At 68.6% G+C, this 12,586-nt stretch carries 9 protein-coding genes; all 9 read left to right on the forward strand.

Annotated features, from left to right (window positions below; genetic code table 11):
* Positions 1–175 precede the first annotated feature (175 nt).
* The 9 genes from glf (at position 176) to fadD32 (ending at position 12,576) form a co-directional block, all read left to right on the forward strand.
* Positions 176–1,426, forward strand: a complete 1,251-nt coding sequence (glf, locus tag G6N25_RS10815) for a UDP-galactopyranose mutase (protein WP_083075932.1) — start codon at positions 176–178, stop codon at positions 1,424–1,426.
* Entirely contained in the window at positions 1,423–3,333 is a 1,911-nt protein-coding gene (locus G6N25_RS10820; protein WP_083075934.1) for a glycosyltransferase, read from the forward strand. The genes glf and G6N25_RS10820 overlap by 4 nt, the downstream gene beginning before the upstream one ends.
* On the forward strand, positions 3,326–3,865 hold the full coding sequence (locus G6N25_RS10825; protein WP_083075935.1) for a phosphatase PAP2 family protein: 540 nt from the start codon (positions 3,326–3,328) through the stop codon (positions 3,863–3,865). The genes G6N25_RS10820 and G6N25_RS10825 overlap by 8 nt, the downstream gene beginning before the upstream one ends.
* A 13-nt stretch (positions 3,866–3,878) precedes the next feature.
* On the forward strand, positions 3,879–4,787 hold the full coding sequence (locus tag G6N25_RS10830; protein WP_083075952.1) for a decaprenyl-phosphate phosphoribosyltransferase: 909 nt from the start codon (positions 3,879–3,881) through the stop codon (positions 4,785–4,787).
* Positions 4,774–6,765, forward strand: coding sequence for a terminal beta-(1->2)-arabinofuranosyltransferase (gene aftB, locus G6N25_RS10835; RefSeq protein WP_269473866.1), 1,992 nt, complete (start codon positions 4,774–4,776; stop codon positions 6,763–6,765). Before G6N25_RS10830 ends, aftB begins: the two co-directional genes overlap by 14 nt.
* Positions 6,766–7,150: 385 nt before the next feature.
* A complete protein-coding gene (ag85A, locus tag G6N25_RS10840) occupies positions 7,151–8,173 on the forward strand; it encodes a diacylglycerol acyltransferase/mycolyltransferase Ag85A (protein ID WP_083075938.1) in 1,023 nt (340 codons plus the stop codon).
* Positions 8,174–8,335: 162 nt separating this feature from the next.
* Positions 8,336–9,238 (forward strand): esterase family protein, encoded by a 903-nt coding sequence (locus G6N25_RS10845; RefSeq protein ID WP_083075939.1) that lies wholly within the window; start codon positions 8,336–8,338, stop codon positions 9,236–9,238.
* A 162-nt stretch (positions 9,239–9,400) separates the two neighbouring features.
* Positions 9,401–10,411 (forward strand): carboxylesterase Culp6, encoded by a 1,011-nt coding sequence (gene culp6, locus G6N25_RS10850; RefSeq protein WP_083075940.1) that lies wholly within the window; start codon positions 9,401–9,403, stop codon positions 10,409–10,411.
* A gap of 266 nt (positions 10,412–10,677) precedes the next feature.
* On the forward strand, positions 10,678–12,576 hold the full coding sequence (gene fadD32, locus G6N25_RS10855; RefSeq protein ID WP_083075941.1) for a long-chain-fatty-acid--AMP ligase FadD32: 1,899 nt from the start codon (positions 10,678–10,680) through the stop codon (positions 12,574–12,576).
* Positions 12,577–12,586 lie beyond the last annotated feature (10 nt).

Below are 12,586 nucleotides of genomic sequence, written 5' to 3' on the forward strand. Positions count from 1 at the left end.
GGTACGAGTGGGATTGCTGTGACTAGAGTGCTGATATTGAATCGTGAGGTAATTGCGACTGGGACCGTGACCGCGCGTCCGGGCCGCCTCAAAGGCTTTGTTACCTGGCCGAACGCCGGTTCCGCGGCGTCGCCAAATGGGTTAGGCCCGCGCGGTCGGATACCCTAGGCAACCGATGACCGCTCGTTTCGACCTCCTCGTCGTCGGCTCCGGATTCTTCGGCCTGACCATTGCCGAGCGCGTGGCTACCCAACTCGGGAAACGCGTGCTCGTCGTCGAACGGCGCCCGCACCTCGGTGGCAACGCCTATTCCGAGGCCGAGCCGCAGACCGGCATCGAGGTGCACAAGTACGGCGCCCACCTGTTCCACACTTCCAATAAGAGGGTCTGGGACTACGTGCGGCGGTTCACCGAGTTCACCGACTACCGCCACCGGGTGTTCGCGATGCACAACGGGCAGGCCTACCAGTTCCCGATGGGGCTGGGTTTGGTGTCGCAGTTCTTCGGCAAATACTTCACCCCCGACGAAGCTCGGCGGCTCATCGCGGCGCAAGCCGCCGAGATCGACACCGCGGACGCGCAGAACCTGGAGGAGAAGGCCATCTCCCTGATCGGCCGGCCGCTCTACGAGGCGTTCGTCAAGGGCTACACCGCCAAGCAGTGGCAGACCGACCCCGCTGAGCTTCCGGCCGCCGTCATCAACAGGCTGCCGGTGCGCTACACCTTCGACAACCGCTACTTCAGCGACACCTACGAGGGCCTGCCGGTCGACGGTTACACGGCGTGGCTGAAGAAGATGGCCGCCGACGACCGCATCGAGGTCAGGCTGAACACCGACTGGTTCGACGTCCGCGATCACCTGCGCGCGGACAGCCCCGAGGCCCCCGTCGTATACACCGGGCCGCTGGACCGCTACTTCGACTACGCCGAGGGCCGGCTCGGCTGGCGCACCCTGGACTTCGAGGTGGAAGTGCTGCCCACCGGGGATTTTCAGGGCACGCCGGTGATGAACTACAACGATCTCGACGTCCCCTACACCCGCATCCACGAGTTCCGCCACTTTCACACCGAGCGCGACTACCCGGCCGACAAGACGGTGATCATGCGGGAGTACTCCCGGTTCGCCGAGGACGACGACGAGCCCTACTATCCGATCAACACCGAGGCCGACCGCGCCCTGTTGGCCGCCTATCGAGCGAGGGCGAAGTCCGAGACCGCGTCGTCGAAGGTGCTTTTCGGCGGCCGGCTGGGCACCTACCAGTATCTGGATATGCACATGGCCATTGCCAGCGCGCTCAACATGTACGACAACACCCTCGCGCCGCATCTGCGCGACGGCGCCCCACTAGCCGAAGAGGAAGGCGCGCCCGCATGCGCGCCGGCGACGATGCAGAGCGAAGCGATGAGGAGGAGTGGCGCTAAATGATCGCCGTCAGCCTCCTGTCCCGAATCATCCTGCCCCGTCCGGGCGAACCCCTCGACGTGCGCAAGCTCTACCTCGAGGAGTCGACCACCAACGCCCGGCGCGCCCATGCGACGACGCGCACCTCGCTGCAGATCGGCGCGGAGTCCGAGGTGTCGTTCGCCACCTACTTCAACGCGTTCCCGGCCAGCTACTGGCGACGCTGGACGATATGCACGTCGGTGGTGCTGCGGGTGGAGGTGACCGGGACCGGGCGCGTCGACGTCTACCGCACCAAGGCCACGGGCGCGCGCATCTTCGTCCAGGGCTGTCAGTTCGCCGGCACCGACGACGAGCCCGCCGTCGTCGAGATCGAGGTGGGGCTGCAGCCGTTCGAGGACGGCGGCTGGATCTGGTTCGACATCACCACCGACACCGCGGTCACGCTGCGCAGCGGCGGCTGGTATGCGACCGAGCCCGCCCCGGGCACGGCCAACGTCGCCGTCGGCATCCCGACGTTCAACCGCCCCGCGGACTGCGCCAACGCGTTGGCCGAACTCACCGCGGATCCGTTGGTGGACGAGGTGATCGGGGCGGTGATCGTGCCCGACCAAGGCGTCCGCAAGGTGCGTGACCATCCCAACTTCCCCGCCGCCGCGGCCCGGCTGGGCAATCGGCTGTCCATCCACGACCAGCCCAACCTCGGCGGCTCCGGCGGCTACAGCCGGGTGATGTACGAGGCCCTGAAAAACACCGACTGCCAACAGATCCTGTTCATGGACGACGACATCCGCATCGAGCCGGACTCGATCCTGCGGGTGTTGGCCATGCACCGCTTCGCCAAGAGCCCGATGCTGGTGGGCGGGCAGATGCTCAACCTCCAGGAGCCGTCGCACCTGCACATCATGGGCGAGGTGGTGGACCGGTCGAACTTCATGTGGACCGCGGCGCCGCACGCCGAGTACGACCACAATTTCGCCGAGTACCCGCTGAGCGACACCGAAGACAAGAGCAAGCTGCTGCACCGCCGCATCGACGTCGACTACAACGGCTGGTGGACGTGCATGATCCCGCGGCAGGTCGCCGAGGAGCTGGGCCAGCCGCTGCCGCTGTTCATCAAGTGGGACGACGCCGACTACGGCCTGCGGGCCGCCGAGCGCGGCTACCCGACGGTGACGCTGCCCGGCGCGGCGATCTGGCACATGGCCTGGAGCGACAAGGACGACGCCATCGACTGGCAGGCCTACTTCCACCTGCGCAACCGGCTGGTGGTCGCGGCGATGCACTGGGACGGTGACGTCACCGGCCTGGTCCGCAGCCACCTGAAGGCGACGCTGAAACACCTTGCCTGCCTTGAGTATTCGACGGTCGCGATCCAGAACAGGGCGATCGACGATTTCCTGGCCGGCCCCGAACACATCTTCTCGATCCTGGAAACCGCGCTGCCCGAAGTGCACCGCATGCGCAAGGACTACCCGGACGCCGTCGTGCTCCCGGCGGCCAGCGAACTGCCGGCGCCGCGGCACATGACCAGGGCGATGAAGCCACCGGTGAACCCGCTGTCCGTCGGTTACCGGTTGATCCGCGGGATCTCGCACAACCTGACCAAGGCCGACCCGGAGGCCCACCTGCGCCCGGAGTACAACGTGCCGACCCAGGACGCGCGCTGGTTCCGGCTGTGCACGGTCGACGGGGTCACGGTGACGACGGCCGACGGGTGCGGCGTGGTCTACCGGCAGCGCGACCGGCGCAAGATGTTCTCGCTGCTGCTCAAGTCGCTGCGCCGGCAGCGTCAGCTGCTGAGCCGGTTCGACGAGATGCGCAGGGTGTACCGGGACGCGCTGCCCGTGTTGTCCAGCAAGCAGAAGTGGGAGACGGCGTTGTTGCCGGCCGCCCGCAACGAGCCTCGCCAAAAGCCCGAGCATGCCTGAAGCCACCACGTCGGAGGCCCCGCGCGGCGAGGTGGCCGCGCTGGTGGCCGTTCAGGCCGCGCTGGCCGACCGCCCCCGCGCGCTGACCGCGGCGCGGGCGCTGTCCCACTTCGGGGAGCACAGCATCGGCTGGCTGGCCGTGGCGGCGCTCGGCGCGGTGGTCATGCCGAGGCGTCGCCGCGACTGGCTGGCGGCCGGTGCCGGGGCGTTCGCCGCGCACGCCGCGGCGGTGCTGGTCAAGCGGCTGGTGCGGCGCCAACGGCCGCATCACCCGGCCGTCGCGGTCAATGTCGGCACACCCAGCCAGCTGAGCTTCCCCTCCGCGCATGCCACCTCCACCACGGCCGCGGCCATCCTGATGGGCCGGGCCGCCGGGCTGCCCGGGGGAACGGCCGCCGCGGTGCTGGTCCCCCCGATGGCGCTGTCGCGGCTGGTGCTGGGGGTTCACTATCCTAGCGACGTCGCCTTCGGCGTGGCGCTCGGCGCCGGGGTCGCCCGCCTTGCACTCTGGCTCGATGGGAAGTCGAGGTAGGGGCATGGCCGAAATGAGCGAAGACGTGGTGACCGGGCCCCCGGGGAACCTGATCGTCGGCGTGGTCAAGGCGATGCGCCCGCGCCAATGGGTGAAGAACGTCCTGGTGCTGCTCGCACCCGTGGCCGCGTTGGGCGGCCCGGTCCACTACAACTACGCCGACGTGCTGATCAAGGTGTCGGTGGCGTTCGTGGTGTTCTGCCTGGCGGCCTCGTCGGTGTATTTGATCAACGACGCGCGCGATGTCGAGGCCGACCGCGCGCACCCCACCAAGAGGTTCCGCCCGATCGCGGCGGGCGTGGTGCCCGAATGGCTGGCCTACACGCTGGCGGCGTTGTTGGGGGTCGCCTCGCTGGCCATCGGCTGGTGGCTCACGCCCAATTTGGCGCTGGTGATGGCCGTCTACATCGCCATCCAGCTGGCCTACTGCTTCGGCCTCAAACACCAAGCGGTGATGGACATTTGCATCGTGTCGTCGGGGTTCCTGATCCGGGCCATCGCCGGGGGTGCGGCGACCAATATCCATCTGACGCAATGGTTTTTGCTGATGATGGCGTTCGGGTCGCTGTTCATGGCGGCCGGCAAACGCTATGCCGAGCTGCAGCTGGCCGAGCGCACCGGCGCCAAGATCCGCAAGGCCCTGGAGAGCTACACCAGCACCTACCTGCGATTCGTGTGGACGTTGTCGGCCACGGCGCTGGTGGTCTGCTACGGGCTGTGGGCCTTCGACAAGGAACACGGCGAGGCGAGCTGGTTCGTGGTGTCCATGGTCCCGTTCACGATCGCGATCCTGCGCTACGCGGTCGACGTGGACGGCGGGCTGGCGGGGGAGCCCGAAGACATCGTGCTGCGCGACCGGGTGTTCCAGCTGCTGGCGCTGGCGTGGATGGTGACAGTTGGGGCCGCCGTTGCCTTCGGTTAGCCCCCACCTCAAAGGCCTGTGGGCGCTGAATGGCACTGCGCTGCGCCGACGGCCGGTGGTCAGGCGGGCGGGCTGGCCGCTGTTCCCGTACGCCACTGTGGTCCGGGTCAGCCTGTGGATCAGCGTGGCGGTGGTCGCGGTGCTCTTCGCCTGGGGGGCATGGCAGCGACGCTGGATCGCCGACGACGGGCTGATCGTGCTGCGCACGGTCCGCAACCTGCTGGCCGGCAACGGGCCGGTCTTCAACGAGGGCGAGCGGGTGGAGGCGAACACCTCGACGGCGTGGACCTACCTGATGTACGTGGGCAGCTGGGTCGGCGGGCCGATGCGCATGGAGTACGTGGCGCTGGCGCTGGCCCTGGTGCTCTCGGTGCTGGGCGTGGCGCTGCTGATGCTGGGCGCCGGCCGGCTGTACGCGCCCAGCCTGCGGGGACGCAGGGCGATCATGCTGCCCGCCGGGGCGCTGGTCTACGTCGCGTTGCCGCCGGCGCGCGACTTCGCCACCTCCGGCCTGGAGAGCGGGCTGACGCTGGCCTACCTGGGATTGCTGTGGTGGATGATGGTGTGCTGGTCGCAGCCGGTGCGGGGGCGTCCGGACCGCCGGACGTTCACCGGCGCGCTCGCCTTCGTCGCCGGGTTCAGCGTGCTGGTCCGGCCCGACCTGGCGCTGATGGGCGGGCTGGCGCTGATCATGATGCTGGTCGCGGCCCGCACCTGGCGGCGCCGCGCGCTGGTGGTGGTGGCCGGCGGATTCCTGCCGGTCGCCTACGAGATCTTCCGGATGGGCTACTACGGCCTGCTGGTGCCGGGGACCGCGCTGGCCAAGGACGCGGCCGGCGACAAGTGGTCGCAGGGGATGATCTATCTCGCCAACTTCAACGCGCCCTACGCGGTCTGGATACCGGTGGTGCTGCTGGTGCCGCTGGGGGTGCTCGTGGGGGCGGCCCGTCGCCGCCCGTCGTTCCTTCGGCCCGTGCTGGCGCCCGACTACGGCCGGCTCGCCCGGGCGGTGCAGAGCCCGCCGGCGGTCGTGGCATTCGTCCTGGTGAGCGGGCTCGTGCAGGGGCTCTACTGGATTCGGCAGGGCGGCGATTTCATGCACGCGCGGGTGTTGCTGGCGCCGCTCTTTTGTTTGCTGGCCCCGGTGGCCGTCATCCCGGTGGCGATGCCCGACGGCGTGGACTATTCGCGGGAGACGGGATATTGGGTGGCCGGCGCCGCCGGCCTGCTGTGGTTCGGCGTCGCGGGCTGGTCGCTGTGGGCAGCAAACTCACCCGGCATGGGCGACGACGCCACCCACGTCACCTACTCCGGAATCGTCGACGAGCGCCGCTTCTACGCGCAGGCCACCGGGCACGCGCATCCGCTGACCGCCGCCGACTACCTGGATTACCCGAGGATGGCCGCCGTCTTGACGGCGCTCGACAACACGCCGGACGGGGCGTTGTTGCTGCCGTCCGGCAACTACATTCAGTGGGACCTGGTGCCGATGATGCGGCCGCCGCCGGGCCAGCCGAACGGTACGGCACCCCAAAAGCCGCAACACACAGTGTTTTTCACCAACCTCGGCATGGTGGGGATGAACGTCGGGCTGGACGTCAGGGTGATCGACCAGATCGGCCTGGCAAACCCGCTGGCCCAGCACACCGAGCGGTTGAGGCACGGCCGGATCGGGCACGACAAGAACCTCTTCCCGGACTGGGTGATCGCCGACGGTCCGTGGGTGAAGGGGTATCCGGGAATTCCGGGCTACCTGGATGCGAACTGGGTCGCCCAGGCGGTGGCCGCCCTGAAATGTCCCGAGACCCAGGCGGTGCTGGGCTCGGTGCGCGCCCCAATGACGTTGCATCGCTTCGTCTCCAACGTCCTGCACTCCTATGAATTCACCAAGTACCGGATCGATCGTGTCCCGCTCTACGAGCTTGCCAGGTGCGGGCTTCCGGTGCCGGAGCCCGCCCCGCCCCCTCCCCGCGAGTGAGGCGCTCGGCCGGGAAATATTTTTCGCCGGACCCGCGGCCCGCCACCCGCAGGCCGGTCTCGGGTCATTGCCAGCAACTTCACATCTGCGCCCTCACCAGTGAGCGACGACGGTCAGGCACATGCGGAAACGCTGTTCTCCGCGCCGTCGTCGGGCCGGAAAATCATCGGGAAGGACGGCCGAATGACGGTTTGCCTGACCGGCTCGATGAGAGCGGATGACCAAAGGTGTGGTTGACTACACGGGCACTGTTGCGCTCGGCGCGGCGACGATGTGGGCCGGGACGGCCCGAGGAGGAGCCGTGCGGTCGGATATGCGCATGCAGTCCGACCAATCCGGGAATGCGCCGAGGCGCGGAAGTACCCGAAAGGATGAGGAAGCAAGGATGACGTTAGTCGACAGGTTTCGCGGCGCCGTGGCTCGCATGCCGCGGCGGCTCGTGGTGGGGGCCGTTGGCGTGGCCCTGCTATCGGGCCTGATCGGCGCCGTGGGGGGCTCGGCGACCGCTGGTGCGTTCTCGCGCCCCGGTCTGCCGGTGGAGTACCTGCAGGTGCCCTCGGCCGGCATGGGCCGCGATATCAAGGTTCAGTTCCAAAGCGGTGGCGCCAACTCGCCGGCGCTGTACCTGCTCGACGGTATGCGCGCGCAGGACGACTACAACGGCTGGGACATCAACACCCCGGCGTTCGAGTGGTACTACCAGTCCGGCCTTTCGGTCGTCATGCCGGTCGGCGGGCAGTCCAGCTTCTACTCCGACTGGTACAAGCCCGCCTGCGGCAAGGCCGGCTGCACCACCTACAAGTGGGAAACCTTCCTGACCAGCGAGCTGCCGGCGTACCTGCAGAGCAACAAGCAGGTCAAGCCGACCGGCAGCGCCGCCGTCGGCCTGTCGATGGCCGGGTCGTCGGCGCTGATCCTGGCGGCCTACCACCCCGCCCAGTTCGTCTACGCCGGCTCGCTGTCGGCGCTGCTGGACCCGTCGCAGGGCATGGGGCCGTCGCTGATCGGCCTGGCCATGGGCGACGCCGGTGGCTACAAGAAGGACGACATGTGGGGGCCGTCGAGCGACCCGGCGTGGCAGCGCAATGACCCGTCGCTGCAGGTCGGCAAGCTGGTCGCCAACAACACCCGCATCTGGATCTACTGCGGCAACGGCAAGCCGTCGGACCTGGGTGGGGACAACCTGCCCGCCAAGTTCCTCGAAGGCTTCGTGCGGACCAGCAACCTGAAGTTCCAGGACGCGTACAACGGCGCGGGTGGCCACAACGCGGTCTTCAACTTCGACGCCAACGGCACCCACGACTGGCCGTACTGGGGCGCACAGCTCAACGCGATGAAGGGCGACCTGCAGTCGACGTTGGGTGCGACCCCCAACACCGGCGGCGGTGACACCAGCCAGGGCACCTAAACCCCTAGCAACGATCGACGGCGGCGAGCCCCTCGGGTTCGCCGCCGTTGGTTTTCTCGGCGGCGCGCGGGTGTGGCCCATTTCACTACCCGCGGTCCGGGCGAGATGCGGCGCTGGTTAATGTGCACACAGCGACTGGTCCGAAGTCGAGGGAGGGTGGACATGAGGATCGTGCGGGGTCTGGGGGCGTTTTGCGTTGCCGCGCTGTCGGCGGGGCTGGTCGGCGTTTTAGGGCCGGCGGCATCCACCGGCACAGCCAGGGCGGCGGGTTACGAAAGCCTGATGGTGCCGTCGGCGGCGATGGGCCGCGACATCCCGGTGGCCTTCCTGGCCGGCGGTCCGCACGCCGTGTACCTGTTGGATCCCTTCGACGCCGCCCCGGACGTCAGCAACTGGGTCACCGCGGGCAACGCGATGAACACGCTGGCCGGCAAGGGGATCTCCGTGGTGGCGCCCGCCGGCGGCGCCTACAGCATGTACACCAACTGGGAGCAGGACGGCGGCAAGCAGTGGGACACCTTCCTGTCCAGCGAGCTGCCCAACTGGCTGGCCGCCAACAAGGGCCTGGCACCCGGCGGCCACGCCGCCGTCGGCGCCTCCCAGGGCGGCTACGCCGCGATGGCGCTGGCCGCCTTCCATCCCGACCGGTTCGGCTTCGCCGGCTCGCTGTCCGGGTTCCTGTACCCGTCGAACACCACCACCAACGGCGCGATCCTGGCCGGCCTGCAGCAGTTCGGCGGCGTGGACGGCAACGGGATGTGGGGGGCCCCGCAGCTGGGCCGGTGGAAGTGGCACGACCCCTACGTGCACGCCTCGCTGCTGGCGCAGAACAACACCCGGGTGTGGGTCTACAGCCCGACCAACCCGGGCGCCAGCGATCCCGCCGCCATGATCGGCCAGGCGGGCGAGGCGATGGGCAATAGCCGCATGTTCTATCAGCAGTACCGCAGCGTCGGCGGCCACAACGGCCACTTCGACTTCCCGGGCGGCGGCGACAACGGCTGGGGCTCGTGGTCGGGGCAGTTGGGGGCCATGTCGGGCGACATCGTCGGAGCCATCCGCTAGGTTCGACGGTCCCGGGGGCGCCGCGCGGCCTGACGTACCGTGTAGGGGGTGCAGCAGGGGTCGGGAGCGCCGCGTCACATGCAACGCGCGCGGTCCAAGTGCCCGATGCCGCGGCCCGTCGCGATCGCACCGGAAACCCACCGACTCTGCTAGCAGGAGAACATGCCCACCAACGCCCGGCGTAGACGCCACCGAATCCTCGCCTGGATCGCCGCCCTGGCGGTGGCCGGCGTCGTGCTGCTGGTGATACTGGCCGTGGTGGTGCTGTTGCGCAGCCGGCAATCGTCACCCACCGCGGTGCCGCCCGGCGTGCTGCCTCCTTCCTCGGGGACAACCCACCCGCACAAGCCGCGGCCCGCTTCTCAGGATTCGTCCTGCCCCGATGTGCAGCTGATGGCCATTCCGGGTACCTGGGAGTCCTCCCCGCAGGACGATCCGCTCAACCCGACGCAGTTTCCGAATGCGTTGCTACGCAAAGTGACTGGTCCGATCTCCCAGCAGTTCCCGTCCTCTCGGGTGCAGACGTACACCGTCGCGTACACGGCGCAGTTCCACAACCCGTTGAGCGGTGACACGCAGATGTCCTACAACGAGAGCCGGGCGGAAGGCACCCGCGCGGCGGTCCAGGCGATGACCGACATGAACAGCAAGTGCCCGTTGACCAGCTACGTACTGGTGGGCTTCTCCCAGGGGGCGGTGATCGCCGGCGACCTCGCCAGCGATATCGGCAACGGCCGCGGACCCGTCGACGACGACCTGGTGCTCGGCGTGACGCTGATCGCCGACGGCCGCCGCCAGTCCGGGGTGGGCAACGACGTCGGGCCCAACCCGCCGGGCCAAGGCGCCGAGATCACCCTGCAGGAGGTGCCGATGTTGTCGGGGCTGGGCCTGACGATGACCGGCGCGCGGCCGGGCGGCTTCGGCGCGCTCAACGGCAAGACCAACGAGATCTGCGCCCCCGGCGACCTCATCTGCGCCGCACCCGACGAGGCGTTCAGCGTCGCCAACCTGCCGAACACGCTGAACACGCTCGCCGGCGGCGCGGGCCAGCCGGTCCACGCCCTGTACGCCACGACCCAGTTCTGGAACGTGGACGGGGCGTCCGCGACCGACTGGGCGTTGAACTGGGCCCGCGGGCTTGTCGAAAACGCGCCACACCCCAAGCATGGGTGAGACGGCCCCGGCGGGAGCCGGGCGGTGGACACAGCCGCCACCTAGCCGCCCGCCGGATGCGATCGGCGGTACCTTGTGATTTGGTCTGCCGCGAGGCGCCCTCTAACATTAAGAGAAAAGTAAGAGCATTGTGGTTGTGACCCGCTTGGGTCGAAGCCGGCACCGAATCGACGCTCGCGTAAGCATGCGCCGCGACAGGGACCGGCCCGCGCGCGGATATAACGTCGGAGCAGCCGACCTTATCGTGTTGTGACAGGAGAAGTGGCATGGCGTACCACAACCCGTTCATCGTCAACGGGAAGATCAGGTTTCCGGATAACACCAACCTGGTTCGCCACGTTGAGAAGTGGGCGAAGGTGCGTGGCGACAAGCTGGCCTATCGGTTCATCGACTTCTCCACCGAGCGCGACGGCGTCGCGCGCGACATCTCGTGGTCCGACTTCGGCGCCCGCAACAGGGCCGTGGGCGCCCGCCTGCAGCAGGTCACCCAGCCGGGCGACCGCGTCGCCATCCTGAGCCCGCAGAACCTGGACTACCTCATTTCGTTCTTCGGCACGCTGTACTCGGGCAGGATCGCGGTGCCGTTGTTCGACCCGGCCGAGCCCGGTCACGTCGGCCGCCTGCACGCCGTGCTCGACGACTGCACCCCGTCGACCATCCTGACCACCACCGACGCCGCCGAGGGCGTCCGCAAGTTCATCCGCGCCCGCTCGGCCAAGGAACGCCCCCGCGTCATCGCCGTCGACGCGGTGCCCAACGAGGTCGCCGCCACCTGGCAAGAGCCCGAGGCCGACGAGAACACCATCGCCTACCTGCAGTACACGTCCGGTTCCACCCGGACCCCGACCGGCGTGCAGATCACCCACCTGAACCTGCCCACCAACGTGCTGCAGGTGCTGCAGGGACTCGAAGGCAAGGAAGGCGACCGGGGCCTTTCCTGGCTGCCGTTCTTTCATGACATGGGCCTGATCACGGCGCTGCTGTCGCCGGTGATCGGCCACAACTTCACCTTCATGACGCCGGCCGCGTTCGTGCGCCGGCCCGGGCGGTGGATCCGGGAGATGGCGCGCAAGCCCGAGGACGATCCGGAATGCGAGGTCATCACCGTCGCGCCGAACTTCGCCTTCGAGCACGCGGCCGTCCGCGGTGTGCCCAAGGAGGGTGAGCCGCCGCTGGACCTGAGCAATGTCAAGGCGATCCTCAACGGCAGCGAGCCGGTGTCCCCGGCGTCGATGCGCAAGTTCTATGAGGCGTTTGCGCCCTACGGCCTGCGGGAGACCGCGATCAAGCCGTCCTACGGCCTGGCGGAGGCGACGCTGTTCGTCTCCACCACGCCGATGGACCAGGCGCCCACGGTCATCCACGTCGACCGCGACGAGCTCAACAACCAGCGCTTCGTCGAGGTGGCCGCCGACGCGCCGAACGCCGTCCCACAGGTGTCCGCGGGCGTCATCGGGGTCGACGAATGGGCGGCCATCGTCGACCCCGACACGGCCACCGAGCTGCCGGACGGGCAGATCGGCGAGATCTGGCTGCACGGCAAGAACCTGGGCAGCGGCTACTGGGGCAGGGAGGCCGAGACCACCGAGACCTTCAAAAACATCCTCAAGTCGCGGATCAGCCAGTCGCACGCCGAGGGCGCCGCCGACGACGGGCTGTGGGTGCGCACCGGCGACTACGGCACCTATTTCAATGGCCACCTCTATATAGCGGGCCGGATCAAGGACCTGGTCATCATCGACGGCCGCAACCACTATCCGCAGGATCTCGAGTACTCGGCGCAGGAAGCCAGCCGGGCGCTGCGCACCGGCTACGTGGCCGCCTTCTCGGTCCCGGCCAACCAGCTGCCCCAGGCCGTGTTCGACAACCCGCACGCCGGTCTGAAATTCGATCCGGAGGACACCTCCGAGCAGCTGGTGGTCGTCGCCGAGCGCGCCGCGGGTTCGCACAAGCTGGATTACCAGCCCATCGCCGACGACATTCGGGCGGCCATCGCCGTGCGCCACGGCGTGACCGTCCGCGACCTGCTGCTGGTGCAGGCCGGAACCATCCCCCGCACGTCGAGCGGCAAGATCGGGCGCCGCGCCTGCCGCGCCGCCTACCTCGACGGGAGCCTGCGCAGCGGCGTCGGCTCCCCGACCGCCTTCGCCGCCGCAACGGACTGAACCCAACACC

The organism is Mycobacterium heidelbergense (assembly GCF_010730745.1).
GTDB classification, from domain to species: domain Bacteria; phylum Actinomycetota; class Actinomycetes; order Mycobacteriales; family Mycobacteriaceae; genus Mycobacterium; species Mycobacterium heidelbergense.